The organism is Nitrosomonas sp. (assembly GCF_019752095.1).
Classification (GTDB): Bacteria; Pseudomonadota; Gammaproteobacteria; order Burkholderiales; family Nitrosomonadaceae; genus Nitrosomonas.
In genome coordinates this window covers 1-26461 of record NZ_JAIEMO010000014.1, presented here as the reverse complement: position 1 = coordinate 26461, position 26461 = coordinate 1, and the positions used below count along the sequence as shown (strand labels likewise).

Annotated in this window: 25 protein-coding genes; 13 read left to right on the top strand and 12 right to left on the bottom strand. The window is 44.3% G+C overall.

Annotated elements, in window-relative coordinates; genetic code table 11:
- Window positions 1–67: 67 nt before the first annotated feature.
- Together K2Q13_RS05855 and K2Q13_RS05850 are read right to left on the bottom strand one after the other, a co-directional pair.
- Window positions 68–685: a response regulator gene (locus tag K2Q13_RS05855; protein WP_292919909.1), complete on the bottom strand. Its 618-nt coding sequence runs from the start codon at window positions 683–685 to the stop codon at window positions 68–70.
- Complete coding sequence (locus K2Q13_RS05850) at window positions 682–1836, bottom strand: ATP-binding protein (RefSeq protein ID WP_292919908.1); 1155 nt, start codon at window positions 1834–1836, stop codon at window positions 682–684. The genes K2Q13_RS05855 and K2Q13_RS05850 overlap by 4 nt, the downstream gene beginning before the upstream one ends.
- A 475-nt stretch (window positions 1837–2311) precedes the next feature.
- On the opposite strand from K2Q13_RS05850, the gene K2Q13_RS05845 reads away from it, so the two are divergent.
- Window positions 2312–3802, top strand: coding sequence for an alginate export family protein (locus K2Q13_RS05845; RefSeq protein ID WP_292919906.1), 1491 nt, complete (start codon window positions 2312–2314; stop codon window positions 3800–3802).
- Between the two features lie 171 nt (window positions 3803–3973).
- Here K2Q13_RS05845 and K2Q13_RS05840 read toward each other — a convergent pair whose 3' ends face one another.
- Entirely contained in the window at window positions 3974–5311 is a 1338-nt protein-coding gene (locus K2Q13_RS05840; RefSeq protein ID WP_292919904.1) for a porin, read from the bottom strand.
- A gap of 180 nt (window positions 5312–5491) precedes the next feature.
- Here K2Q13_RS05840 and K2Q13_RS05835 point away from each other — a divergent pair, with 180 nt between their 5' ends.
- Window positions 5492–6604 carry a lytic transglycosylase domain-containing protein gene (locus K2Q13_RS05835; RefSeq protein WP_292919902.1) on the top strand — a complete coding sequence of 371 codons (1113 nt, stop codon included), beginning with the start codon at window positions 5492–5494 and terminating at the stop codon, window positions 6602–6604.
- A gap of 18 nt (window positions 6605–6622) precedes the next feature.
- Here the strand turns inward: K2Q13_RS05835 and K2Q13_RS05830 are convergent, their stop codons facing one another.
- The 5 genes from K2Q13_RS05830 to K2Q13_RS05810 form a co-directional block, all read right to left on the bottom strand.
- Window positions 6623–7987: an NAD-dependent succinate-semialdehyde dehydrogenase gene (locus K2Q13_RS05830; protein WP_292919900.1), complete on the bottom strand. Its 1365-nt coding sequence runs from the start codon at window positions 7985–7987 to the stop codon at window positions 6623–6625.
- An 81-nt stretch (window positions 7988–8068) separates the two neighbouring features.
- Window positions 8069–8290, bottom strand: coding sequence for a DUF2798 domain-containing protein (locus K2Q13_RS05825; protein WP_292919898.1), 222 nt, complete (start codon window positions 8288–8290; stop codon window positions 8069–8071).
- A gap of 278 nt (window positions 8291–8568) precedes the next feature.
- Window positions 8569–9306, bottom strand: coding sequence for a DNA polymerase III subunit epsilon (gene dnaQ / locus K2Q13_RS05820; protein ID WP_292919896.1), 738 nt, complete (start codon window positions 9304–9306; stop codon window positions 8569–8571).
- 15 nt (window positions 9307–9321) lie between these two features.
- Window positions 9322–9792, bottom strand: coding sequence for a ribonuclease HI (gene rnhA, locus K2Q13_RS05815; protein WP_292919894.1), 471 nt, complete (start codon window positions 9790–9792; stop codon window positions 9322–9324).
- The gene (locus tag K2Q13_RS05810; RefSeq protein ID WP_292919892.1) at window positions 9789–10565 is read right to left on the bottom strand and encodes a methyltransferase domain-containing protein; all 777 of its coding nucleotides are present in this window, start codon (window positions 10563–10565) and stop codon (window positions 9789–9791) included. The genes rnhA and K2Q13_RS05810 overlap by 4 nt, the downstream gene beginning before the upstream one ends.
- Window positions 10566–10657: 92 nt before the next feature.
- On the opposite strand from K2Q13_RS05810, the gene gloB reads away from it, so the two are divergent.
- Window positions 10658–11431, top strand: coding sequence for a hydroxyacylglutathione hydrolase (gene gloB, locus K2Q13_RS05805; protein WP_292919891.1), 774 nt, complete (start codon window positions 10658–10660; stop codon window positions 11429–11431).
- A gap of 90 nt (window positions 11432–11521) precedes the next feature.
- On the opposite strand, the gene K2Q13_RS05800 is transcribed toward gloB, so the two are convergent.
- A complete protein-coding gene (locus tag K2Q13_RS05800; RefSeq protein WP_292919889.1) occupies window positions 11522–13228 on the bottom strand; it encodes a glutamine--tRNA ligase/YqeY domain fusion protein in 1707 nt (568 codons plus the stop codon).
- A gap of 286 nt (window positions 13229–13514) precedes the next feature.
- Here K2Q13_RS05800 and rplM point away from each other — a divergent pair, with 286 nt between their 5' ends.
- The 6 genes from rplM to erpA all read left to right on the top strand — a co-directional run bounded on the left by rplM (window position 13515) and on the right by erpA (window position 17148).
- The gene (gene rplM / locus K2Q13_RS05795; protein ID WP_292919887.1) at window positions 13515–13949 is read left to right on the top strand and encodes a 50S ribosomal protein L13; all 435 of its coding nucleotides are present in this window, start codon (window positions 13515–13517) and stop codon (window positions 13947–13949) included.
- A 3-nt stretch (window positions 13950–13952) separates the two neighbouring features.
- On the top strand, window positions 13953–14345 hold the full coding sequence (gene rpsI, locus K2Q13_RS05790; RefSeq protein WP_292919885.1) for a 30S ribosomal protein S9: 393 nt from the start codon (window positions 13953–13955) through the stop codon (window positions 14343–14345).
- A 106-nt stretch (window positions 14346–14451) separates the two neighbouring features.
- Entirely contained in the window at window positions 14452–15480 is a 1029-nt protein-coding gene (argC, locus tag K2Q13_RS05785; RefSeq protein ID WP_292919883.1) for an N-acetyl-gamma-glutamyl-phosphate reductase, read from the top strand.
- A gap of 153 nt (window positions 15481–15633) precedes the next feature.
- Window positions 15634–16275 (top strand): DUF6776 family protein, encoded by a 642-nt coding sequence (locus K2Q13_RS05780; protein WP_292919881.1) that lies wholly within the window; start codon window positions 15634–15636, stop codon window positions 16273–16275.
- 12 nt (window positions 16276–16287) lie between these two features.
- Window positions 16288–16746, top strand: a complete 459-nt coding sequence (locus K2Q13_RS05775) for a polymer-forming cytoskeletal protein (RefSeq protein WP_292919879.1) — start codon at window positions 16288–16290, stop codon at window positions 16744–16746.
- Between the two features lie 51 nt (window positions 16747–16797).
- Window positions 16798–17148: an iron-sulfur cluster insertion protein ErpA gene (gene erpA, locus K2Q13_RS05770; RefSeq protein WP_292920050.1), complete on the top strand. Its 351-nt coding sequence runs from the start codon at window positions 16798–16800 to the stop codon at window positions 17146–17148.
- Between the two features lie 21 nt (window positions 17149–17169).
- Here erpA and K2Q13_RS05765 read toward each other — a convergent pair whose 3' ends face one another.
- Together K2Q13_RS05765 and K2Q13_RS05760 are read right to left on the bottom strand one after the other, a co-directional pair.
- A complete protein-coding gene (locus K2Q13_RS05765) occupies window positions 17170–18267 on the bottom strand; it encodes an anhydro-N-acetylmuramic acid kinase (protein WP_292919877.1) in 1098 nt (365 codons plus the stop codon).
- Between the two features lie 97 nt (window positions 18268–18364).
- Window positions 18365–19702: a peptidoglycan DD-metalloendopeptidase family protein gene (locus K2Q13_RS05760; protein WP_292919875.1), complete on the bottom strand. Its 1338-nt coding sequence runs from the start codon at window positions 19700–19702 to the stop codon at window positions 18365–18367.
- A 146-nt stretch (window positions 19703–19848) separates the two neighbouring features.
- Between K2Q13_RS05760 and tyrS the strand changes: the two genes are divergently transcribed.
- Together tyrS and K2Q13_RS05750 are read left to right on the top strand one after the other, a co-directional pair.
- Window positions 19849–21051, top strand: a complete 1203-nt coding sequence (tyrS, locus tag K2Q13_RS05755; protein WP_292919873.1) for a tyrosine--tRNA ligase — start codon at window positions 19849–19851, stop codon at window positions 21049–21051.
- Between the two features lie 272 nt (window positions 21052–21323).
- Window positions 21324–22700, top strand: a complete 1377-nt coding sequence (locus K2Q13_RS05750) for a DEAD/DEAH box helicase (RefSeq protein ID WP_292919871.1) — start codon at window positions 21324–21326, stop codon at window positions 22698–22700.
- Between the two features lie 213 nt (window positions 22701–22913).
- Here K2Q13_RS05750 and K2Q13_RS05745 read toward each other — a convergent pair whose 3' ends face one another.
- Window positions 22914–23600: a hypothetical protein gene (locus K2Q13_RS05745; RefSeq protein ID WP_292919869.1), complete on the bottom strand. Its 687-nt coding sequence runs from the start codon at window positions 23598–23600 to the stop codon at window positions 22914–22916.
- A 274-nt stretch (window positions 23601–23874) separates the two neighbouring features.
- On the opposite strand from K2Q13_RS05745, the gene K2Q13_RS05740 reads away from it, so the two are divergent.
- On the top strand, window positions 23875–25392 hold the full coding sequence (locus tag K2Q13_RS05740) for an ATP-binding protein (protein ID WP_292919867.1): 1518 nt from the start codon (window positions 23875–23877) through the stop codon (window positions 25390–25392).
- 9 nt (window positions 25393–25401) lie between these two features.
- Window positions 25402–26076, top strand: a complete 675-nt coding sequence (locus tag K2Q13_RS05735) for a response regulator (RefSeq protein WP_292919865.1) — start codon at window positions 25402–25404, stop codon at window positions 26074–26076.
- Window positions 26077–26461 lie beyond the last annotated feature (385 nt).

The following is a 26461-nucleotide window of genomic DNA, read 5'->3' as shown; positions in this document are numbered from 1 at the left end:
GCAACGACTATCAGATTAAGTGTGAGCTGCTCCATTTTTCCAGATATTCTGCACACTCACCGCAGAATCATTCGTTCAAATCACATTCTCGAGCAATGCGTGCAAGATCCAGCAAATTACTTGCACCTGTTTTTTGCATAATCTTGGATTTATGGATTTCAACCGTGCGATGACTGATGCCCAGACAACAAGCAATCTGTTTGTTACTATGCCCTTGGACCGCCAAGGTCATCACCTCGCGTTCACGGTCAGTAAGCTTCATTAGGCACGATACCATTTCTTTATTACGTGCAAAGTCACTAATATTTTTCTTGGCTTCCGCAAAAGCTGCGTGCACACAGACCAGCAGTTTCTCCCGTATCACTGGTTTCGTCAGAAAATCCACTGCCCCCCCTCTGATTGCCCTTACACTCATCGGAATATCGCCATGTCCGGTAAGAAAAATCACGGGCAACTCAATCTTGCGCCAAGTAAGTTCCTCCTGCAGCCGCAGACCATTCATTCCCGGCATTTTCACGTCAATGATGATGCAGCCAAAGAAATCGGGGTGATAAGCACTCAGAAAAGCATTTGCGTGCTCGAAAGATCGTACGCGCATGCCTACCTGTTCAAGCATCAGCATAAGGGAATTTCGCACGGCTGCATCATCATCCACAATAAAAACAGTGGGTTCATGCGTGATCATGATGCAAAACGCAAAGTAAACTGGAATTTAGCGCCTGGCCTTGAATCCGGATCTAGCCAGAGATAGCCGCCATTGGTTTCAATCAATGTGCGACTAATGGCCAGTCCCATGCCGATACCTGTTGGCTTGGTCGTAAAGAAAGGCTCAAATATGCGTTTTGCCATCACGGGGTCAAGACCCGGACCGTTATCCTGGACAATCACTAAAGCCACATTGATTTCATTCATAGTTTGCACCTTAGTAGAAACCGTTAAGGCAGGTAAATCTACGGCACGCATAGCTTCGTCAGCATTCCTGAACAGATTCACCAGAACTTTTTGTACTTGTGTACGATTACACTGAATAGCCGGAAGGTTTTGCTGCAAATGCAACGTGACATGAAACCCACCGTGACCGTCATTGCGTACAATATTTAGCGCGTCATGTACTACCTCGTTTAGATTTAACCGTTCAGTTACCACCTCACCCTTCTGGAGAAAATCTAGCAGTTCATGCAAGCTGCGGCCAGCGCGTTGCGCTTGCTCCACGCAACCTTCAAGCGCTCTTATTAAATGATCAGAATCAAGATCGTCATTATGTATCGCGTGAAGGGCCACCTCGCTATAAGCAGAAATTGCCGTCAGCGGTTGATTAAGCTCATGAGCAATCGCTGAGGCCGTGCGTGCTGCCACTTGTTGTTTAAGAATACTCTCAGCTTCATCGCGCTGTGTCTGAAGCTTTTTCTGGATATTTTTTTGCTCTGTGACATCGCGGGTGACGCCTACAAGTCGATTTGCCTGACCGGCTTCAAAATAAACTCGTCCCATCGCAGTTATCCAGCGCTCAGCACCATTGGCGGTATTTACAACGCGATATTCTGCTCTGTATTCGCCGTTACCAGCAGGATTCATTGCACAATCTATAGCCTCTTGTCTCGCCGCACGATCTTCTGGATGTATCCTCGCGACAAATTCCTCATAACTTACGGTTCTTTCAGAAGGCTCGCCCCAGAATTTACGCATTTGCTGATCCCAGTAAACGATATTGCGTTTAATATCGTAGTCAAATATACCCAAGCCCGCAGCCTGTTTGGCTAAACGCAAGCGCTCTTCACTAACCCGAAGCGCCTCCTCGACATCAAGATTCCAGTTTGCAACATTAAATGCAACCATTAATAAATCCGTCGCTGAATTTTTATCGGATTGAATTGAATACTCAACATTATTTCCTTCCCCTGCTACCGAGTCCAACTAGTAAGCTGCCATCGCTCTCGAATCGACTCACAAGTGCACTAGAATAAAGTGCTTAATAATACCGATACTGCTTCCGGTATTGAGCCACTTGCAACAATTCAATCTCTAAACCGTTTAACTCTTTTACAGAACAACCAAACAGCAGCACATCCGCTACCACACCAAATAAATCTTCAATACTTCAGCCCTTTAGCGCACCAATAAAATCAATCCTATCTCTTATAAACTTCACTTACACTTACTCAAGAGCCTAAGATAGATACTGATTCTACTATATAAATTTACGCATATAAGGGTTTACCCTTACGCGTCAGCACGAATATTGCCTCCCGCACTTCTCTAGTAATATTTGCAGTCAGGTTTTTCCGATAGCAATTACAAGGGAGGTAAGCAGATGATCAGGAAGAATAGATTATTGATCTATTTGATTAAATTTTTAATATTTATATGTTTCTTTTGTAATAGCAGCACTTTTGCCGCTGAAACAAGAAATCTGGAAACAGAAAAAGCAAAAAACTCTTCGGTTATCGCAAGAAGCCACAAACCACCCAAAGGGACTGATAGACCGCCATTCAGTGCGCAGGAAACCGTGGGCGAAACTCGGTTTGACTATGATAATCTGACTAGGCTTATGGAAAATCATAAAACTCCGCTTTCTGCGATGACGCCAGATTGGCTCGATTTAGCGGTTGAGCATCGAACGCGCTATGCCGCCTTCGACAATGGCTTCACGAGAAATATTCCGGGCTTTAATGACATGATTCATCAGCGGACAAGATTCTTAATGGAGATAAAAAACATTATAGATCCCCTTAAGTTTACACTCGAACTGACAGATATACGTGCTCCCTTAGCAAATTTTGGACAAGGCCAATCAAACGTCTTTGCTAATCATTTTGACTTTACTCAACTTCATCTGGATTATTTATTCAAGAATTTCTTAGGAACAAGCTATAACGCAACATTTGAAGTCGGCCGGTTTCTATTGGAAACAGGAGAAGCACGCCTGTTAGGCGGTCATCGGTGGGGAACCTTAACGCCCACTTTTGATGGAATACGACTTGTAGTAGGAAATGATCAAGAGAAATGGGGTCTGCAAGTATTTGGGACCCGTCCAGTCAATAGGGAACCAACGCAATTGGATTGGAATACACCTGAGACTTATTTTTCAGGTTTGCAGATTACCAACCGTGATCTGCCATGGGCTAACGTTGATTATTATTTCTTGCAATTAAATGAAGGGAATAAGCTCAGGAAACGCAATCTATCGACCACCGGCTTTAGACTCTTTGCTAAGCCGACAAAAGGCCAAATGGATTATGAAATTGAATCCATGTATCAGTTTGGAGATACTCAAGATACCAAGGTTTTTGCGCATCGCCATCATGGTGAGGTAGGCTATAGCTTTGATACTTCAATGCCTTTAAGATTAGTTTATCTATTTGATTTTTCATCAGGAAGTCAAGACCCCAACAAAAATTTTGATATTTTGTATGCTAAACGTCGTGTGGAATATGGCCCCACCGGTATGTTTGGACCATTCTTTCCTTCCAACCTATTTTCACCAGTCGGTTTTCGTGCAACATTCATACCGCGCCCTGACGTCAGGCTTATGATGTCTCATCGCGCATATTGGTTAGCCAATAAGCATGGCGCGTATGTAGGTAGCGGCCTGCAAGATCCAACTGGCCAGGCTGGCACTTTCCTGGGCAATATGCTTGATATCAGTGTGGGCTGGGCTCCTCAATGGAGTTATATGAAACGCATGAGCTTTGATATAGGGTATAGCCATATATTCAAAGGCGACTATTTCGCCAAAGTCCCACAAAGCCCTGGCATGGCAGATACTAACTATGGATATACCATGGTCACCTTTAAATTTTAATGCTTTGGCATCAGAAATATTCTTATTAAGAACCATAACTTATTAATTAAACTTTTCTTCTTTTTCAAGCACTCTGCATATGATTCATTTTGTAACAAGAAATGTATCCATTTTCTCAATGGCGTAGCTCCTTCTTGTTTTATTGCTGCACGACTAAAGTTTTAATCGCTTTTAAAAAGGAATCGTCGCATCCAACGAGAACAGAAACTGATCTTTCCTGCCGTCAAATGGACGGAATGCCATGTCGATACCATCTGCACGATCATAGCGGATGTTTTTCCGAATATTGATATTGCGGATAGGCGTCCAACCTCTACTCCACCGTTTTGCCGGCTTCCAGTTCATGCCCAATGTAATTGCATAATAGTCCGCAGGCGCGCTGACGAAAGGAATGTTACCTGCATAACTGACGCCTTTGTTATTTAACGCGGACAATATACGGTAAGGCGAAAAAACCCGCCAACCGTTGCGGTCGTGAAAGCGTTCCACGCGAATGCCGACCGACAAGTCACGTAGAAGATCGTAAGTCATATGCGTATTGATGCTATACCATGCAGCATTCTGAATTCCTCCGGGCAGATTGATATTGCTGGCCCAACCATGGGTATGATGCAATACCATATGGGCTTTCGGCGTTAGGCGATGTTGCAGGACGACGCTATACATCATCCAAGGCTCATTGACCGCTGTTTGCCCATAGGTGCCGCCAAGTTGTCCCGCAGTTCTTCTGTCGTCACTGCTCCACATGATATTGGCTATCCCGCCCCAGTTATTGAGTTGTTTATCAAAACCCCCATCCCAGCCACCAGTTGCGCTGCCCGTAGTTGCACCGCCTTGAATCTGCCAATTCTGATTGATGGTGTGAGTACCTAGCAATCCGGTGTGTGTGAATGGTTCACCACTATTCAGAATATACCCACGGGTATAAAAAAAGTTATCTGGTGCAGGAACCGTTTCATAGCCCAACGGTGTATAAAAATGTCCAACTTTGATGTTGAGACCACGGCCCATTGGCACATAAGCTTCCAAATAGGCTTGCGGCAAAGCGATTCCGTAAGTGCGCGTCGAATTGCAGCACAAATTAAGATCCCAGTTTCCCCGATTTGAAGGTTCGCCGGTGTTCTCATCGAATGCGGAGATGCCAAAAGCCTGCGTATAAATAGCGTCAGTACCAAACAGGAAATCGAAACGACCGCCGAGATCCCACTTTGGGCCTTCCGATTCGACATTACGTTGTAAAAATATATTGAGCTGATTCAACTGAAACTGATTAGCACGATCAGCAAAAGTAACCGCCCCATTGAAACCATCGGAAGGATGGTTAGCATTATAAGTCGCACCACCGTTAATCCAACCGCCCAATTCCAGACCGTTTTGTTTAAGCAAATTTGGCAGGCTGGTGGCATGCACATTGCTGATGCTCAGCAAAACAAGCAACAGAACTCCAATTGCTGCATATACTCTTGTGTTTCTATTTTCTCCTGCAGTATGCATTTTTTCCTCGCTCATGTTCCTGATCGTAATAACTCAAAGTAAAATGACAGGAACGCACCTTAACGTAACCAAGACAATACCGGATACCGGGGAAACCCTTATTCTTCGCTCAGTAAAACCATTAGCAAAATTAAATATGCATAAAATATATTATCGGTTAATCACCATTGATCCAATTGCTTAGATATTATTTCAATGGATAAAACAAATCTGCCTAACAATCCCGAAGCCGATGACATCAAGCCGAAGCAGAGACGCAAACGCACTAAAGTTGTGCGTAATGCCAGCGCTACCAACAAGCCGAGAAAGCGAACCAGAAGAATTCAACCCAGTGGGCTCCGGCGGAAAATATTGCTGACTAGCATCGAAACTTTTGGTTTGGGCATTGCGGCATTTTGCGCCATTATCATGCTCCTCGGTTATTCCGCCAGTCGATTTTCAGGCACCAGTTTTTTTGTCAACTTGCTACCGTTTGCTACCGGCGTACTGGGTTTGATATTAGCCGTAAGCCTATTTCTGGTTGGCTGGTGGAAACTGAGAAAATGGCTGCGATTGCATTCGGAATTTCTGGCTCCGGCTTTATCCTTGACATTGGCGTTGCTGATTTCCTGGCTTGTCACACACGATCAATTCACACTGGCTTATGGCAATTTCCGCACTTTGGTAGGTGGCAAGGAAGAAGCTGGACGCGTGACGATCTCGCATCAGGTCTATGCAGCTTACCGGCGGCATGATGTTACGCAGCTGCAAAAAATGGTTAATCGCTCACAGGAATATCGTCAGGCGATCGAAGATGCCGCCCGTTCTTTTAATATGGATGTCAATCTGCTACACGGCATTGCAGCAACAGAATCATCTTTCATCCCGCGAGACAGCAGCGACGGTGGCAAAGGATTGTTCCAAATCACCCGCGTCCCGGAAGCAGTCATGGCGCAGGCACGCAAACGGCTTGGTTCAGAAAAAATCGCTTTGGAGAACTCTCGTCATAACGCTTTTGTCGCCGCAGCCACATTTAAACATTATTTGGCTGAAATGAAAGGCGATCTCTTTTTGGGATTGTTAGCCTACAACATCGGCCCCGCTAACGGAGGTTTGCGTTTTATCATGCAACAATATGGCGCTGCCAATTTCACTACGATACAACCCTATCTGCAAACCTTGCCACGTGATTATCCGATCCGAGTACTATCTTATTCACTGGCATTTCGCCTCTGGCATAAAGAGGGTAAATTACTCGCTTACGAAGAAGGCAATAATGCTATTTATATCCAACGCATCGGCATACCTGGATTACATACTGGTTTGTAATTGCTCAACAATTAACTATCACTTGATCCACACCGTTTTAATATTCACAAATTCGCGAATGCCGTGATACGACAATTCTCGCCCGTAACCGGATTCCTTAATACCTCCAAATGGTAGGCGCGGATCGCTTTTGACAATACCGTTGACAAAAGTGGAGCCGGCATGAATCTGCCGCGCCAGCGCTTCTCCGAGCATCGTATCGCGTGTCCATACGCTGCCACCAAGACCGAATTGCGTCCGGTTGGCTAATTGAATCGCTTCCTCTGCATTTTTCACACGCACGATTGCCACGACCGGACCAAATAATTCTTCATCAAATGCTGCCATACCCGGCTGCACCTGATCCAGTATTGTCGGCGCGTAGTACGCGCCTTGCGCACCGATAACATTACCGCCAAATACAAGCTTAGCACCTGATGCTAGACTTCGTTCAACTTGTGCATGCAGCTCGGTGCGCAAGTCTTCACGCGCCATCGGCGCAATCCCGGTGTCCATGTGTTTCGGATCGCCGATTTGTAGCTGGCTGAAGAGCATTTTCAATTGCGCGACAAAAGCATCGGCAATCGTATCGATGAGAATAAAACGCTTGGCGGCAATGCAACTCTGCCCCATATTTTGCAAACGTGCCACAAGGGCCTGCTTGGCAGTTGATTCGATATCAGCATCATCCAGCACAATAAAGGGATCTGAACCGCCTAATTCGAGTACGCATTTTTTCAAGTGCTGCCCAGCAATTGCTGCGACTTTGCGTCCTGCAGCGCTACTGCCCGTCAAGGTAACGGCAGCAATGCGTCGGTCGGCAATGACTGCTTGCGCTTGTTCGGCACCAATCATCAGCGTGCGGAAGACATGCTCCGGAAAACCGGCTTGATGAAATGCATCTTCCAATGCCAGTGCACAACGCGGTACATTTGACGCATGCTTAAGCACCACCGCGTTACCCGCCATCATCGCCGGTGCAGCAGCGCGGATTAATTGCCAAAAAGGAAAATTCCACGGCATGATGCAAAGCACAATACCTAAAGGCTGGTAAACCACCAGACTGCGGCTGGCATCGGAGGCAATGATCTCGTCGCGCAGATAGGATTCAGCTTGATTAGCGTAATGCTCACAACCTAGCGCGCATTTTTCTATCTCCGCCCTAGCTTCCTTGAGCAATTTCCCCATTTCTTCAGTAATCAGATTGGCATATTCCTCGCTACGCTGCCGGAAGAGCTGCGCAAGATTGCGCATCAAACCCGATCGTTGCGCGAAACCAAGCGACGCCCACTCAGTCTGCGCCGACTCCACTTGTTTCAGCACCGCATTGATTTCTACTGCTTGCCATATTGGGAACGATTGTATGATTTGGCCTGTGGCCGGATTGATGGATTGCATTGACATGAGCAAGAACCTTATCGAGTAACTTAAAATAATAATGCTGTGGCAAACATGCTTTTTCTATTATTTGCTCTGCGTTATTCTTTAATGTACGAATGCTTCCACAATGCGTTTAAAGTACGGCGACACGAATAGCAACAAAACAAAACCCACTGGAAATGCAATACTCCATGAATAAAGCCAGGGTTCGATAAAGGCACCGGAAAAACCAAGATTAACGACCGTAACAATTGCAGATACACACCCAGTCATGGTTGCAGACATCATCAAAGAATAAATGCAATGCGCTAATAGTTTCTGTTTCATACTAACTTTGCTTTCTTAACCTGAAGCTAATCTCTCAACATTGTAAACAAGCTTATGTGAAGAAATTCTCAAATCTTCTGAGATTATTTGTGCATTTTAAGTGATAGTTCTAAACCCTTATACACAATTGCCCAGAGTCAAATTTTCAGTATTGCTGAAATGGTTTTGTACCTCTTGACATGTAATCGCTCACCAGGAAATATCGCTTCATCAGACATCTAAACACGATCATTTCCAAATCTATAGAATTCAATCAGGAAGATAATCACGATGACTCATTAATTGTTCACCCTACTTGATTTCTCATCAAGCGTATCTGTCGTTTCAAGATTATTCCACAGGCACTTATTGTTACTTGCTCGTGCAATTTCTTCTAGTATCTCGCGATGTTGCAGATTTTCTTCAGCGGTCGCTGCAATAATTCTTAAATTAGTACTGTCCAGATCTGTCAGAGAATGCTGCACAGCTTCAACATATTCCAATTCAATCAACAAGCTTTCTTGCCCACGCGTCATCGCAAGATAAACCTCAGCCAATAACTCAGCATCTAGTAATGCGCCATGCAGCTTACGCTTTGAGTTGTCAACATTGTATCGTTCACATAAAGCGTCAAGGTTATTGCGCTTACCAGGATGAAGCTCCTTTGCTAGTCTTAGCGTATCCGTTATTAACGGGCAATAGCTATCGAGTGTTTTTAAATTGCTTAAACCTAACTCATGATTGATAAATCCAACATCAAAAGGAGCATTATGGATAATTAGCTCAGCTTCACTAATAAAACTCAAGAATTCCTTGGAAACCTCATGAAATTTTGGTTTATCTTGAAGAAACCCCATCGTTAAACCATGAACTTGCAAAGCACCCTCATCACTTTCTCGTCCTGGATTAAGATAGTAATGGAAATGACTACCAGTAAATTGCCTATTACATAACTCAACGGCTGCAATCTCAACAATGCGATGCCCCAACTTGTATTCTAGGCCCGTCGTTTCAGTATCTAGCACAATTTGACGCATATCATATTCCTATCTCTAGCATTTTTGCAGCTCCCCAGTAACTATCACTTCAACGCCTCGATTAGCTAATTGATCAGCACGCTCATTGTCGGTATGCCCGGAATGTCCTCGCACCCAGCACCATTCGATTTCATGTTGTTGGGTTAATTGATCAAGCAGTTTCCAAAGATCTTCGTTTTTTACCGGCTTTTTACTTGCGGTACGCCAATTGCGTGCCTTCCATGAATCAAGCCATTCGCTAATACCTTTTTGCAAGTATTGTGAATCGGTATGTAAATGTATTTTACAAGAACGCTTTAAAGATTCTAAAGCACGGATCGCAGCAAGTAACTCCATACGATTATTGGTGGTAAATTTCTCTCCGCCAAAAATTTCCCGTTCATGGTCGCCGTATCGCAGCAAAGCTCCCCACCCTCCAATACCTGGGTTTCCTTTGCACGCACCATCCGTATATATTTCAACAACTTTATTATCATTTTCGATCATGATTTATTTAAATCGTCAATCTGTTTTGGATTGCTTGATGACCGCTCTTCCTTGGAGGCTTTGATGATTTCCCGAGCAATCGGTACCATTTTTTTCTTAGCTTCCAAACTATTTTTCCAGTTAGGTTTGATAATTCGCATCCCGTGCATGTGTTTAATAGCATGCAAGAAATATACTCCCCCCGAAATTGGCCACCAGCGATCCCCTGCGGCCTCCATAAAACCAAACCGTCGACGCCATTTTTCTTGCTTAAATGGTGGCACATAGCAACAAAGCCGACCACCAGCCATTTCAAAATCCAACAATTTCAACCAATCTTTAAGCCGTGATAATGCAATAAAATCTCCATTCCACGGAAATTCTCCTCGCATTGATTTTAAATGCTGACAGCTTCCCCATAGACTGAAGGGATTAAAACCTGAAATAACAAGATGACCTTCGGGTATTAGGATTCGATGAACTTCTCTTAAAATTTGATGGGGATTTGCATTAAACTCAAGTGTGTGTGGCAGAATAACAAGATCCATGCTGTTTGTCTGGATTGGAAGAAAACCCGGCTGAGCTCGTAACGAAGTTTCACGTTCAAGCCCTATAGAGAAACGTAAAGGCATTCGATTCAGGCGTAAAAAATCAAATTGCGGCCAACCTATCTGCATCGCATTGTAACCAAAGATATTCGCCACAACCTGATCAAAATAGCGGTGCTCATGTTCAATCAAATATTGACCAAGAGAGGACTCAAACCATTGCTGGATATTTTGCGCAATCATCATGAACCGTATCGCTTACTCGATATCAAAATTTACACTATTTACTGAAATCATTAACACTTCTCATCGCGCCAACGTCTCTAAATGGAGCTTTCATGCTTAATATACATCCGGTACATGCGTTTAAAGATAATTATATATGGGTAGTCCATAATCAAAATTACGCAGTTGCTATTGATCCGGGTATCACGGCCCCAGTGATTGAATATCTGCAATTAAATAAACTGCAACTCTGTGCGATTCTTATTACTCATCACCATAACGACCATACCGGAGGCATCGCGGGATTAATTCAGCGGTTTGATATTCCCGTATACGGACCAAACAATGAATTGATCACCGCTATAACAAACCCTGTGCAACAAAATGATATCGTAAACCTACCGGACATATCACTTAATCTCACGGTGTTAGATACACCTGGACACACTCGAGGGCATATTGCCTATTATGGGCCAGATCCATGGGATATGCTATTTTGTGGTGATACACTTTTTTCTTGCGGCTGCGGAAGGATATTCGAAGGATCTGCAGCACAACTCTACCAATCACTCCAAAAAATCTCTCAGTTACCTGATGCCACCTTAATTTACTGTGCGCATGAATACACGTTGGGAAACATAGCATTTGCCAAAGCTGTTGATCCGGAAAATAAAAAACTGAACGAGTTTGCGATTACTGCACAAGAATCACATCACAAAAACATGCCAACAATTCCGACAACGCTCGCACTCGAAAAAGCAATTAATCCGTTCCTGCGCTGCGAACATCAATCAATTATTAACAGTGCGCAAAATTATTCTAAGCAACAACTGCAAAACCCTGTAGATGTTTTCGCGGTATTACGCGAATGGAAAAATAAATTCTAATCAGATGCGGTTAATATCGATACTAAAAAGAGCGAATACCAATATGCCCAGATTGATTTATTGACTTGCAACAATCATGCAGCAAAACGGTTACGCACCCGCCAACTTCCCCCACGAATCACGCAAAGTCACAGCACGGTTAAACACCGGTTTATTGGGTTTCATATCGATTCGATCAGCAATGAAATAGCCATTGCGCTCGAACTGAAAGTTTTGTTCAGGTTTCACTTCACACAACAAAGGCTCTACATACGCTGCAATGATTTGCTTCGAGTTTGAATTCAATGAAGCTTTATAATCCTTGTCGCCACTATCTGGGTATGGATCTGCAAACAAACGATCATAAAGCCGTATTTCTGCCACCTGTGCGTGTTCTATTGATAACCAGTGGATGTTGCCTTTAACTTTGCGGCTTTCTGCGCCAGGAGTTCCACTTTTGGTGTCAGGATCGTAGGTGCAATGAATGGCTTCGATATCACCCTGTGCATTTTTATCCACTCGCACACACTTGACGATAAAAGCATAGCGTAATCGTACTTCAGCACCAGGCGCAAGGCGGAAATAGCCCTTGGTCGGCACTTCCATGAAATCATCACGCTCAATATACAAAATCTTAGAAAAAGGGATTGTACGTTTCCCCCATTCCGGTTTCTGCGGATGATTCGGCGCGAAGCAATCTTCTTGCTGATCCTCCGGGTAATTATCAATAATCATCTTGACTGGCTTAAGAATAGCAATACGACGCGGCGCATTTTCATTCAGATCTTCACGCAAACAGTCCTCCAGCACGCCCATGTCAATCCAGGAATCAGCCTTGCTGATACCAATACGCTCAGTAAACAAGCGAATAGCGCGTGGCGTAAATCCGCGACGACGTACTCCGGCCAATGTGCTTAACCGAGGATCATCCCAACCGTCAACCAACTTACTTTCCACCAGTTCGATCAATTTGCGCTTGCTCATCACCGTGTACGTCAAATTGAGGCGAGCAAATTCGATCTGCTGAGGATGACACGGCACTTTATCAGCTAGCTGATCCAACACCCAGTCATAGAGCGGTCGGTGGTCTTCAAATTCGAGTGTACACAATGAGTGGGTAATTCTTTCAAGTGCATCAGAAATGCAGTGTGTATAGTCATACATCGGATAAATACACCATTGATTGCCAGTGCGTTGATGATGTACGTGGCGAATACGATAAATCACCGGATCGCGCATATTGATGTTGGGTGATGCCATGTCGATTTTCGCTCTCAGCACATACTGACCATCCGGAAATTCTCCGGCTTTCATACGCCGAAACAAGTCCAAGCTTTCCGCAACCGGACGATCACGGAAAGGGCTGTTTTGACCAGGATTAGTCAATGTGCCGCGCAGATCGCGAATCTCATCAGCGGAAAGACCTTCTACATAAGCTTTTCCACAATTGATCAAATACTCGGCAAATTCATATAACTGATTGAAATAATCCGAAGAATAATAGAGATGTTGTCCCCAATCAAAACCCAACCAGGAAACACTGTCACAAATTGAGTCAACATACTCCTGAGCTTCTTTTTCCGGATTTGTGTCGTCAAAACGCAAGTGACACACGCCGCCATAATCGCGCGCAATACCAAAATTCAAGCAAATACTCTTGGCATGTCCAATGTGCAAGTAGCCATTGGGCTCGGGCGGGAAGCGCGTTTCTACGCGTCCATCCCATTTGCCGGTGCGGTTATCTTCTTCTATGATAGTACGAATAAAATTGGAAGGCGCTGATTCAACGTGCAAACTGGTTTCAGATTTCTTTCTCAAAGCGTATCCCTCGGCATATTTTTAATCGTAAGAAAATGCTGCTTACTCTATTTGGAGTGATCAGTAATTCACTCAGAATTGTTCATTCACATGTCATCTCTCTTCTCAGTATGATTATAGCGGCGATTAGCGCAAAATCCACTATTCCTGAACAAACACGCCCTACCACTTCCAGTTGCAGCGCGAATATGGCAAGAAAGTAAAAATAAAGCTTTCCAAATTTGACTTTTGTCGATGTCTGACTTAGAATTCCCGGCTCTTTTCGAATACGCAGGACAAGTTTTTCGTGAAAACATTTTCGGCCAAACCACACGAAGTAAATCATGACTGGTTCGTCATAGACGCGACCAATAAGGTATTGGGGCGTCTTGCTTCACAGATTGCACATCGGCTACGTGGCAAACATAAACCGATCTATACACCGCATGTTGACACCGGCGATTACATTATCGTTGTTAATATTGACAAAATGCGAGTTACCGGCAACAAGCTAGAAGATAAAATCTACTATCGCCACACCGGTTACCCAGGTGGTATTTATGCAACTCCTCTGAACAAAATGCACGCGCGTTTTCCAGCGCGTCCACTTGAAAAAGCGGTCAAAGGAATGCTACCGAAAGGCCCCTTGGGATATGCAATGATAAAGAAACTTAAAGTTTATGCTGGAGAAACTCACCCGCATGCTGCTCAACAACCCAAACCACTTGAAGTTAGAGCTTAATCTATGGCCACTCAATATAATTACGGTACCGGACGACGCAAAAGTGCTGTAGCACGCGTTTTTATCAAACCGGGAAAAGGCGCAATTGTAATTAATAATAAACCGATTGATGATTATTTCTCCCGCAAAACAGGTCGCATGATTGCAAGACAACCTCTGGAAGTAACTGATAATGCCAATTCATTTGATATTATGGTCAATATTCATGGCGGAGGGGAATCAGGTCAAGCTGGCGCAGTGCGTCATGGTATTACCCGCGCATTGATCGATTACGATGCAACGCTTAAACCCACTTTAAGCAAGGCAGGCTTGGTAACCCGTGACGCGCGTGAAGTCGAGAGGAAGAAAGTTGGTTTTCGTAAGGCACGGCGGCGAAAGCAATTCTCTAAACGTTAGTTTTTTCGTATTAGGATTTTAAAAAAGCCGCCTCAATTGAGCGGCTTTTTTGTTTATCTTTTGTTAAAAGGCAAAACTATCTATTCAGAACATAACAGGAGTCACAATGATTAATGTCGGCATAGTTGGTGGGACAGGGTACACCGGCGTGGAATTACTGCGGTTACTGGCACTACACCCCAAAGTGAAAATCAAAGCGATTACCTCTCGGAATGAAACAGGCGTAAATGTCGCCGATTTATTTACCAACCTGCGAGGACATATCGATCTTAAATTCAGTGATCCGGCGGATGCAAAACTCAATAAATGCGATGTAGTATTTTTTGCCACACCTAATGGAATTGCCATGCAACAAGCAGAATCCTTATTGAAGGCAGGCGTTAGAGTAATCGACTTAGCGGCAGACTTCCGTATCAAGAATGTTACTGAATGGGAAAAATGGTACGGCATGCAACATGCCTGCCCTGCTTTGGTTGCTGAAGCGGTATATGGCCTACCAGAAATTAACCGTGAGTTGGTAAAAAATGCGCGCCTTATCGCCAATCCAGGCTGTTACCCGACTGCTGTGCAACTTGGTTTCTTGCCGCTGATAGAAGCCGGTGTCATAGATATCAATTACCTCATCGCCGATGTCAAATCAGGCGTTTCCGGCGCGGGACGCAAAGCCGAAGTACATATCTTGCACGCCGAGGCATCTGATAATTTCAAAGCGTATGGCGTGCCGGGACATCGACATTTGCCCGAGATAAAACAAGGTCTTTCCAATGTCGCCCAAAAACCTGTTAACCTAACGTTTGTTCCACATTTGATACCGATGATCCGCGGTATCCATGCTACGCTCTATGCCAAATTAACCCAGCGAACCGACTTGCAAACCTTGTACGAAAAACGTTACCAGCACGAGGCTTTTGTTGATGTACTACCTGCCGGAAAACACCCTGAAACTCGTTCTGTACGTGGTTCGAATATTTGCCGCATCGCCGTACATCAACCGCAAAATAGTGATACAGTTGTGGTACTATCGGTAACCGATAACTTGGTTAAAGGCGCGGCAGGTCAAGCCATACAAAACATGAATATCATGTTTGGCCTGTCTGAAACACTGGGAATTAATCAGGTGCCACTATTACCTTGAGAACAACAGTTCTCCCGTATCACATCCAGATAAATTGAGCCGAATTCTGTAGAGCACCCGGTGTATAAGTTTTTCCAGAGAAAACCCAAAATTCTATCCCCGCGTGTCGTAGTTCGCCCACGCTCGTCTTGGCAATCACGTTTGATAAGCATTATGATCGCCTGCTCATTACTGCTCTTGCTTTCTTGGTTTATGTACGAAATGGGCAGACAATCGATCAACACGCAAGAAGATACTATTGAAGAAAAGCTAGCCTACTTATTTGATCCTGGAACATGCAGGCAAACCAAAAAACAAAAATTATGCGCCCAGATTGGTGATTTAGCTCAGCAATTACAAATCAGCGGCACAGCCAATCAGAATCTTACTGAAGAAATGAAGTCCCTTGCTAGCGAAAACGATCAATTAAAAGAACAACTGGAATTTTTCCAGCATCTGATCGCCAGCAACACAAAAAGTGGTATCTCAATTTATCAATTTAGCCTGAAAGAAACACAAACGCCTGGCGAGTATCGCTATGCACTGACATTAATTCAAGGCGGAGAAAGGCCGAATGATTTTAAGGGAAACTTAAGATTCACAGTTAAGCTGACGCAAAATGAACAGAGCAAAGTAATACCACTCACAAAAAAAAATCAGCAACTAGATTTTCCTGTTATCTTTAAGTTTTTCCATAGGATGGAAGAACTTTTTAAAGTACCACCGAATTCCATCGTAGAAAATATTCAGGTAGAAATTTTTAGAAATGGTAACAACAAAGCCATACTATCTGAAACTATACAACCGGCATTGTGAAGGAGAGAGGAAATGTTCGGTAGAAAAAAGAAAAACCAACTGCATCATCACATTGATACTTTAATTGGTGCAAACACGAAAATTTCGGGCGATATTCATTTTACCGGCGGCCTTCGAATCGATGGACATATTACTGGAAACATCTTTGCAACCGATGACGAGAACAGCACACTCGTACTCAGCAATGAAGGCAGTATCAGAGGTAATATAAAAGCCACTAATGTTGTCATTAACGGCACTGTAACCGGCCCCATTGACGCACAAGGATATCTGGAATTACAAGAAAAAGCCGAAGTTTTCGGCGATGTTCATTATGGTTCTTTAGAAATCCGGCTCGGCGCTTCCGTTGCTGGAAAAATGATTCATAAGCACAAGCGGGATTTAGAGGGTGCGCAGCAATCAGAGAAAATGATAACATTAACTCCAGCAACCGATCAGCAAACCACTACTACTAAAAATGATGCGCCCTGATTTATACTGTATAGTATTTACCATCAATCCATAATTTGACAGTTTAAAGAAATTAATATGAACACTGAACTGAATACCCCCCTCACTTTTACTGAGAACGCAGCCTCGAAAGTTAAGCAACTCATTGAGGAAGAAGGCAACAACCATCTTAATCTTAGAGTTTTTATTAGTGGCGGAGGCTGCTCAGGCTTTCAGTACGGCTTCACTTTTGACGAATTGATCAATGAAGATGATACGGTAATGGAAAGAAATGGTGTCAAACTGCTGGTTGATCCTATGAGTTTCCAGTATCTAATCGGTGCCGAAATAGATTATCAAGAAAATATACAAGGCGCTCAGTTCATCATCAAAAATCCTGGCGCCACCAGCACTTGCGGTTGTGGGTCATCATTTTCAGTATAGCTCGCATCTACATTAGAAATTTCACGCAGGGTAAACCGCCCCCAGAATTCTGCTTCCTTTCGCACCAGTCACTGCTGTCAGGTTGCCCGTTTTACGTAAAATCGCCTGATATGCCAGCCAAGCAAATGCGAAAGCTTCTACCCAGTCGATCGCAATACCTAATCGATCAGTCAACACAACCCTCCCGCGTATTACCTCAGCAAGCCGACTCATCAGTAAAGAATTATGTCCTCCTCCTCCACAAACATAAACTTCTTCCGCGCCCAAACAATGAGTATGGATAGACTCGGCAATTGACACAGCAGTTAGTTGCAACAACGTTGCCTGAACATCTTCTGGCGGTTCTCCATCCTGCAACTTCTTTCCCAGCCAATGGAGATTAAACAAATCCCTGCCTGTACTTTTAGGGGGCTTATGAGCAAAAAAGGGATCTAACAACAAGGCTTCCAGTAAAGCAGAAACGACCTGACCGGTTGCTGCCCACTGCCCGTTCTGATCATAAGTTCTTCCGGTATGCTGCAAACACCATGCATCCATTAATACATTACCCGGTCCACAATCAAATCCCGTGACCGCATGATGAGGATCAAGATTCGTGAGATTAGCAATACCACCAATATTAACGATTACGCGATGGCAGTTTGGACTCTTAAAGACAGCTTCGTGAAACGCAGGTACCAGCGGCGCACCTTGTCCGCCTGCGGCAATATCACGACTTCTAAAATCAGCGACTACTGCGATTCCTGTTAATTCAGCTAACAAAGCCGCATTGACAAGCTGAATCGTATAGCTTTTCTCCGTCTCAGGGCAATGCCTAACCGTTTGCCCATGACATCCAATGGCAACGATCTGCTGTGGTAAAACGCCAGCACTTTTTAGTAAACCTGTAATTGCTTCCGCATATAGATATGACAACTGGTTGCTGAGCATTGCCGCGCGATGGAGTTCATCATAACCCGATTGGTGCAACGACAGCAGCGCTTCACGCAAATCATTGCTGTATGGACTATAGAAAGTTCCCAATAATAACGGAGTTGTTTCCCGCAGATCCACCAACACGACGTCCACACCATCCAGACTGGTGCCCGACATCATCCCTATGTAATAATTGGACTTCAACTATTCGAGTATATTGAGGGCAGTGGGAGACAATTTTAATTGATAAATTGACGATTTGTTCGCAAAAACAAACCGTCAATCGACAAGACTCAGCAGATTACTCTATCGCAGCAAGATGAATGTCGCGCATGATACTTAAACGAGCCAGCAAAGCTTGTGCCTCATTCTTAAATGTATTTAAATCGCGCTTTGCTATCGGTATTGCAGTTGGCAACACGACTTTAGTTGGATCACGCTGCACGCCATCAACACGTAATTCATAATGTAAATGCGGCCCTGTCGCCATGCCCGTCGAGCCCACATAACCAATCACATCTCCCTGGTTTACCCGCTTACCTTTACTTAATCCGGAAGCAAACCGAGACAAGTGACCATAGGCTGTTTCATATTTACCGTTATGTTTTAGCACAATTAAATTGCCATAACCACGTTGCGAACCGGAAAAAGCAACAATTCCACTTGCCGTGGCTTTTACAGGAGTGCCGGTAGGAGCAGCATAATCAATACCACGATGGGCACGCCACTGTTTAAGTACGGGATGAAAGCGCCTGTTCGTAAAACCGGAACTGACACGTGTAAAAGCGAGGGGAGAAAGCAAGAAGGCTTTGCGTAAACTTTCTCCTTCGGGAGTGTAATACCCATCTGAACCATTGTATGATTTGAAATAAACCGCCTGATGAGATTTTCCTTTGTTGACAAATTCAACCGCCAGCACTCGTCCAGATCTAGTACGTCTACCATTGTTTGAAAAAGTTTCATAAACTACGGTAAAACGGTCTCCTTGACGTAAATCCCGATAAAAATCAATTTCTGATGCAAATATTTCAGTCAGCTGCATGGCAATATTGTTAGGTATGCCAGCATTATCCGTCGCGCCAAACAAAGAACTGTTAATCACGCCGGATTTCATGTGAATCTGCGCATCCAATTCAATCGACTGCTCCGTCATCTTGAATGCATCGTCTGTTTTTTCCATCAAAAACAGCTCTTCATTCCCGAAGAAATAACGTAACGACAACAATTCACCTTCAGCAGTCGTTTGCGCATAAACGGTTTTACCGGGTCTAAGCTGCCGCATCGCACGGCTATCGCGTGCCGCTTGAAGAAAATAGGTAGAGTCTTGGCTGCTGACATCCAATCGGTTCAAGATCGCGGCCATCGTATCACCGCGCCGAATGCTTTCTTGACGCCAGAAGGACTGATTGGATTGCGCCTCGACAAGCGCATCTGGAATGGATAAATCAAGATCAAGAACAATTTCTTCTACGGGGACTTCTCCAAATGACGGAGAATTAGGTGCGATACCAAATGCAGTGACAATACCAAATAGTGGAATGCTGGATAAAGCCACTAACCAGCGAATTGATTTTTTTGTTAGTTTAGATGATTTTTGAGCTAGAATCCTTTGTTTACTGCTAATAGGTGTATATAGCACTATGAAGTACCTCCAGTCATGTAACTAAGACAGGCGCGAGTCTAACATGAAAATAGTCAATGTGTACTAAGAAACGACTAAGAATGACCTAAATAAGCATCTCAGAGTATTATTTTACCCATAAAAATTACAAATTCATCCCCAACGTGAACAATTCAATAAAATCTCAACTTGAAATCATTAAACGCGGCAGCCAAGAGCTATTGGTCGAAGCCGAAATGGAAACCAAGCTTAAATCCGAGCAGCCTTTGCGCGTGAAAGCCGGGTTCGACCCAACAGCACCGGATCTACATCTGGGCCATACGGTATTACTGAACAAATTGCGCCAGCTACAAGATATGGGACACCATATTCTGTTTCTAATTGGCGATTTCACCGGCATGATCGGAGATCCCAGCGGAAAAAACAGCACCCGCCCACCGCTCACCCGGGAACAAGTTGCAGAAAATGCGCAATCCTATACCACGCAAGTCTTTAAAATTCTAAATCCGGATCACACTGAAGTAGCGTTTAATTCCATTTGGATGGGTAAAATGGATGCTGCGGATCTGATCAAACTAGCTGCAACCCATACCGTTGCACGAATGCTGGAACGAGATGATTTCGACAAACGCCACCGCAACAATCAAGCGATTGCCATTCATGAATTTTTGTATCCTTTGATTCAGGGTTTCGATTCTGTTGCACTCAAAGCAGATCTAGAATTGGGCGGAACCGATCAAAAATTTAATTTATTGATGGGGCGAGAACTACAAAAGCATTTTGGACAACCGCAACAATGTATTCTCACCATGCCGTTACTTGAAGGATTAGACGGCGTTAACAAAATGTCCAAATCCTTGAATAATTACATCGGCATCACCGAAAGCCCAACCGAAATTTTCGGCAAGTTAATGTCGGTCTCGGATCAACTGATGTGGCGTTATCTCGAATTGCTGTCTTTTGAATCGCTACAAACCATTCAAAAATGGCGTGAAGAAGTTGAAGCAGGCAGAAATCCGCGCGATATCAAAGTGATGCTAGCACAGGAAATCGTTACCCGCTTTCACGACCGGGGCAGTGCCGAGAATGCGCTGATCGACTTTGAAGCACGGTTCAAACACGGCGCATTGCCCGATGATATCCCGGAAAAAATAATCCAGACCCCAGACAACGAAATACCTCTGGTGCAATTATTAAAACAGACGGGGTTAACCGCCAGCACCAGCGAGGCGCTGCGCATGATCGAACAAGGTGCTGTCAAATTGAACAACGAAAAAGTGACCGACAAATCGACCCAAATAACACGAGGCACATCTGTTGTGATACAAGTGGGAAAACGAAAATTTGCCAAAGCCATTATTCAATAAAAAAACATCATCGCAAACAATTGCAAGGCCTGGAAGAATCCAGTATACTTCGCGGCTCAAAGTTGAGCAGAGTATTTTTTTGATCAACTTTGCATGGCTTCATCGTTCCTGACCTCCCCAACTTTTCAAGTTTTTTCCGAAAAAGTGCAACAACTTTGGTTAGCGGCGATGCTTTTTAACGCGCTGACAAGGTTTCGCACAATTCACATTCGCGGCATGCAAATTATATGATGCCTGTGTGTTTCATTGTCTGTATTTTTTAGGAAAATAACGTGTCTTTTGAAGAATTAAATTTAAACCCCTCAATACTTAAAGCAATTCAAGAAGCGGGGTATACCACCCCAACACCGATTCAGCAACAAGCCGTACCTGAATTAATTGCCGGCCACGATATAATGGCCTCTGCACAAACAGGTACCGGAAAAACCGCAGCATTCATGCTACCGGCATTACATGCGCTGGCAACACCGGCGCAAATCCGCAGCCGCGGACCGCGCGTTCTGGTGCTGACACCGACCCGTGAACTGGCACTGCAAGTATCAGAAGCCGCAAAAAAATACGGCAAGTATTTACCGCGCATCAACGTGGTGAGCATCCTGGGCGGCATGCCCTATCCATTGCAGAACAAATTGTTGTTACAGCCGGTTGATATTCTGGTAGCCACGCCCGGGCGATTGATTGATCATATTCAACGCGGACGCATTGATTTCAAACGCCTGCAAATGCTCGTATTGGACGAAGCCGACCGCATGCTGGATATGGGCTTCATTGATGATGTCGAAACCATCGCGGCCGCCACACCGGCCACCCGGCAAACGTTGCTGTTCTCTGCCACACTGGACAACGCGATTGACAGAGTTGCCGCAAAATTATTAAAAACACCGAAGCGCATTCAAGTATCATCGCCTAAATCCAAGCTCGACAATATTGAACAACGGTTACATTACGCTGACGACATGTCACACAAAAACCGTCTGCTCAATCATGTATTGCGCGACGAGACATTGAAACAAGCCATTGTTTTCACCGCTACCAAGCGCGATGCCGATTCCTTGGCGGACAACTTGTATGCACAGGGCTATGCTGCAGCCGCACTGCATGGCGATATGAATCAGCGTGAGCGTACCCGCACATTGACCCGGCTGCGCAACGGCGGCCTGCGCGTACTGGTCGCAACCGATGTCGCTGCCCGCGGTATCGACGTTGCCGATATCACACATGTCATCAATTTTGACTTACCCAAATTCGCCGAAGATTATGTCCATCGCATTGGCCGTACAGGACGTGCAGGCGCAGCAGGTATAGCAGTTTCATTCGCTTCGGTGAAAGACGGCATGAACCTAACAAAAATTGAACGCTACACCGGGCAACGCATTGCATCGCATACCATCCCCGGTCTTGAACCGCGTATCAAGCCACGCTCCCCAGGTAACGGACCCAGAGGCACGCCTAACGTTACGCAAAGACGCAAACGCTCACCTTTCGCCGGTCATGACAGCCGCCCTGGCTTCGGCGCAACGGGTGAATCCGGCAGAAACCGTAACGGGCAACGCGGCCGCGCCATCGACGCCGACAATCGCGGAAATTCTTTCCGGAATACTAATAGCAACGGTAACAGAGCCGGCTACCAAGCTGCACGTTCTAAGTAATTGCTTGTAAAGCCGCATTGTTCTGAACACTGAACAAACCAGAGCAATGCGGTTGGTCGATATCAAATCTCAAGTTGCCAGGAAATATATACCACCTGAATAGAATTAGGGTGCTACGCCGCAAAGCGACATCGGCTTGAATAATTCCGGCTATAGGAGCGCATACTATCTGTGCGCACACCATACATTCACAAAATAAAATATATACCTAGTTCATCGATTATATTCTTGCTCGATTCGCGACCTGCCCCCATTTTTTGCATAGTGTTCGATAAGCAACACAACTTTCGGCTTAAGTTGCTCATGTAACATCCTTGCATCACTTGCAGAAATCAAAATATCTGCACCTTCAATCATAGGCAAAGGTTTCATCTTCAACAGCGCTGGACTTGCTTTCCCACCACGATGAACAAGACAGTTCCGCACTTCTTTGGACACGGCTACAAAACCATTACTCCAAACCTTACTGGCAACTGAATTACCAAAGCTTTCGGAGACGATGGAGTTGAAATCTCTCTGCGTTACCCGACAAGGCGACTTACGATCTGCGTTTAAAATATTGACCACTAGGTTTTCGTAAGCGTAGTAAACAGCACCATAAGCTCCTTCTGCTGCTTTCCAGAGCGCCCCTTTGAATGAGTTGATATGAAGATACTTATCCCATAACTCTTGTTTGTTTGTTACCTCTCCTCCTCCACCGTTCGATGCCTCAAACACACCGCTGACAAGGAACCAGGGTAATACAAATGCTCTTGAGGCTCCCCACCAATGAGATGAGAAATCTTCCACAGCGGATTCAATAGCCAATCCTTCAGATAAACTAAAAAGCTTTTCGTACCACTTGTCATCGTGGAAATCGGCAAAGCTTGAAAAGCTCGATTCAATGAATATCTGCTTCATCGTTCTCACAGCTAACGTAATATATAGAACATTTTGTCCAACAATCTATCAGACAATGTCGCATAATCTTGTGAACTGATGATTATCATAATGATAATATTGCTTTGTATTTTATTGAAAAATCAATGGTCTCAGGAAAATCATCGCCACCCGCTAAAGAATTGCTGGATCAAGCGCGGGAAAGGATTCGTTTCAAGCATTATAGTTTAACAGGCCATTGAGAAACTATCTGCATTACAATCAAGATTAACTCACTTAAGTTATTTGCTATGCCATGAATTCCAGATCCGACTTTAACCTGCAATCATTCGATTCGTTTGAGTCCCAGCAAAAAAGATTACACCTACTCAGTAAAGCTGCGGAAATTGGGGATTGGTGCCATACGTTCCCCACCCATTTCACGATCTGGTCGGAGTATCTTTATCAATTTTATGAAGTCGGAAAAGATTTTGAGTGTTTCCATTTACTTGAAAACACGCATTACTACGCCGAATCCGAGACAGAAAAAATGCGTGCTTTGATGGCGCAAGTTACAACGCATAAAAAAGAGTACAGTGAAGAATTCCTGGTAAAAATGCCGGATGGCAGAGTTAAATGGCACACCACGACCCTCTATCCTATGCTCGATCCGAGTGGAGATATTATCGGTTTATATGGCGTGTTACAAAATGTCACTGCGCGGAAGAAAAATGAATTGGAGTTACAGCGCATGGCCTATGTCGCTGAGAAAACCAACGGCATTGTGATGATTACCGATCCTGAGAGAAAAATTATTTGGATCAATCATAGCTTTGAAAAAATTCTAGGTTATAGCACCGAGGAAGTGATTGGGATTGATCCGGCAGCTTTTCTCCAGGGGTCTGAAACTTCCAGCGCAACCATCCAGGAAATTGCCCGGTCGTTGAGAAATACCGGCACGTTCTCCGGTGAAATTCTCAATTACACCAAAGCAGGAGAGAAAATCTGGCTGTATCTGAATATCGCCGCAGTATACGATGACACAGGAAAGTTGATCAATTATGTAGCGGTAGAGAACGACATCACACTGATAAAAATGGCCGAGCAACGGTTGCAAAAAGCGATGGAAAAAGAGCGCGAATTGAACCGTTTCAAGACGCAATTCGTTAACCTTGCCTCGCACCAATTCCGCACGCCGCTTGCCACGATTCGTTCCAGTATTGATTTGCTGGATCTGAAAATGGAATCCACCCATCTTAGCGCCGACTTTGTTGCGCTATTCCAGAAACATAAAGCTATCATGGCCGAGGAAACCATGCGCATGACCGAGCTCATGGAAAATATTTTAGATATCGGGCGAATTGAAGAAGGCAAAATCGAATTGTCGAAAAAGGATCTTTCATTCAAACAATTCATGGATAGCTTTGTTGCTAACAATGTAGAACCCGGTGGACAGCAGAGAAGACTCAATTACCAATTTGATGCATCCGATCGAATCATCAGCATGGATGAAATTCTGCTGCGAAATATTTTACGCAACATTGTGTCGAATGCGTTTAAATATTCAGAAGGAAAACCGCCGCCTAGCCTCGGTGTGCACTTTCAAAATGATACGTTCCTCATCACCATCATGGATCATGGCGTGGGTATTCCGGAAAAAGACCAGCCCTTTCTATGTCAATCATTTTTCCGGGCGTCCAATGCCAAGATTTTTCCAGGAAGCGGGCTGGGACTTATGATCGCAAAAAAACTCATCGCACTTCATGGTGGAAGCATCAGCATAGAAAGTAAAGCCGGCAACGGTTGCACGGTAACGATTCGACTACCAGTATAGGCCGCGACGATGAACAACACATTAATCCTTATCGTCGAAGACGAAAAATCGCTACGTGATAATATTTCCGAAATCATCCGGCATTATGGCTTTCGTGTAATCAGCGCGCCTTCAGGTGAAGATGGAATAAAAACCGCGCTGGAATTTATTCCAGATATCATCATTTGTGACATTATGCTGCCTGGAATTGATGGCTTCGACGTGCTTGCCCGATTAAAACAAGCACCTCAGCTATCATCCACTGCTTTTATTTTCTTGACCGCAAAATCGACCCGCTCCGATACTCGCATGGGCATGAACATGGGCGCGGATGATTATCTTACCAAGCCATTCACCAAAGAAGAATTAATTAACAGCATCCATGCAAGAATTGAGAAATTAGCAAAAACACTGAATACTCAGGGGAAGCACGACAAATTAATCGAAACCGCACTGGATAAAATAACAAGCCTCACAAAATCAGAGCGCAAAGTACTCGCAAAAATTTCTGCAGGTTTCACCACGCCACAAATTGCCCAAAAGTTGTTTGTAAGTCAAAAAACCATTGAGAATCACCGTGTCAATATTTCACGAAAACTCAATCTTAGCGGACCTAATAGTCTGATTAACTTTGCACTGCGATTACAGGGCCAATATTTAGAAAACCCTGCTCCCGTTAATTCTCCCTCCGCTTCATCACGTTGACACCTTCTCGAATCACGACTTCCCCATCATTTAATTCGATCCTAAGTCCTTTTATTTATATATAGTTGCTTAAAGCAAGCATTAAATTAACTGATAAGCACTCTATCCACACAAAATGAGTGGATCCACTCATTTCAAATGAATAGCAATGCGCTATGCTTAATTGCGTAAAAAAGTGATTATTTATTTACCCACAATAAGTGGGTGATTAATTATAAATAATTACTTGCGTATATTTATTGATCAAACAAATGGAGGATATGATGGCAACAACCTATGACACAACTAGCGGCGCTGCGAGCGCCAACTATGACATGTCGCTGTGGTATGACTCAAAATATTACAAGATAGGCATGTTAACGATGCTTTTGGTAGCGATATTTTG

What these genes read in the sequence shown, in the direction of transcription:
- K2Q13_RS05855 (WP_292919909.1), bottom strand. Translation starts at nt 685, where the DNA reads ATGATCACGCATGAACCCACTGTTTTTATTGTGGATGATGATGCAGCC.
- K2Q13_RS05850 (WP_292919908.1), bottom strand. Translation starts at nt 1,836, where the DNA reads ATGGTTGCATTTAATGTTGCAAACTGGAATCTTGATGTCGAGGAGGCG.
- K2Q13_RS05845 (WP_292919906.1), top strand. Translation starts at nt 2,312, where the DNA reads ATGATCAGGAAGAATAGATTATTGATCTATTTGATTAAATTTTTAATA.
- K2Q13_RS05840 (WP_292919904.1), bottom strand. Translation starts at nt 5,311, where the DNA reads ATGAGCGAGGAAAAAATGCATACTGCAGGAGAAAATAGAAACACAAGA.
- K2Q13_RS05835 (WP_292919902.1), top strand. Translation starts at nt 5,492, where the DNA reads ATGGATAAAACAAATCTGCCTAACAATCCCGAAGCCGATGACATCAAG.
- K2Q13_RS05830 (WP_292919900.1), bottom strand. Translation starts at nt 7,987, where the DNA reads ATGTCAATGCAATCCATCAATCCGGCCACAGGCCAAATCATACAATCG.
- K2Q13_RS05825 (WP_292919898.1), bottom strand. Translation starts at nt 8,290, where the DNA reads ATGAAACAGAAACTATTAGCGCATTGCATTTATTCTTTGATGATGTCT.
- dnaQ (WP_292919896.1), bottom strand. Translation starts at nt 9,306, where the DNA reads ATGCGTCAAATTGTGCTAGATACTGAAACGACGGGCCTAGAATACAAG.
- rnhA (WP_292919894.1), bottom strand. Translation starts at nt 9,792, where the DNA reads ATGATCGAAAATGATAATAAAGTTGTTGAAATATATACGGATGGTGCG.
- K2Q13_RS05810 (WP_292919892.1), bottom strand. Translation starts at nt 10,565, where the DNA reads ATGATGATTGCGCAAAATATCCAGCAATGGTTTGAGTCCTCTCTTGGT.
- gloB (WP_292919891.1), top strand. Translation starts at nt 10,658, where the DNA reads ATGCTTAATATACATCCGGTACATGCGTTTAAAGATAATTATATATGG.
- rpsI (WP_292919885.1), top strand. Translation starts at nt 13,953, where the DNA reads ATGGCCACTCAATATAATTACGGTACCGGACGACGCAAAAGTGCTGTA.
- argC (WP_292919883.1), top strand. Translation starts at nt 14,452, where the DNA reads ATGATTAATGTCGGCATAGTTGGTGGGACAGGGTACACCGGCGTGGAA.
- K2Q13_RS05780 (WP_292919881.1), top strand. Translation starts at nt 15,634, where the DNA reads ATGATCGCCTGCTCATTACTGCTCTTGCTTTCTTGGTTTATGTACGAA.
- K2Q13_RS05775 (WP_292919879.1), top strand. Translation starts at nt 16,288, where the DNA reads ATGTTCGGTAGAAAAAAGAAAAACCAACTGCATCATCACATTGATACT.
- K2Q13_RS05745 (WP_292919869.1), bottom strand. Translation starts at nt 23,600, where the DNA reads ATGAAGCAGATATTCATTGAATCGAGCTTTTCAAGCTTTGCCGATTTC.
- K2Q13_RS05740 (WP_292919867.1), top strand. Translation starts at nt 23,875, where the DNA reads ATGAATTCCAGATCCGACTTTAACCTGCAATCATTCGATTCGTTTGAG.
- K2Q13_RS05735 (WP_292919865.1), top strand. Translation starts at nt 25,402, where the DNA reads ATGAACAACACATTAATCCTTATCGTCGAAGACGAAAAATCGCTACGT.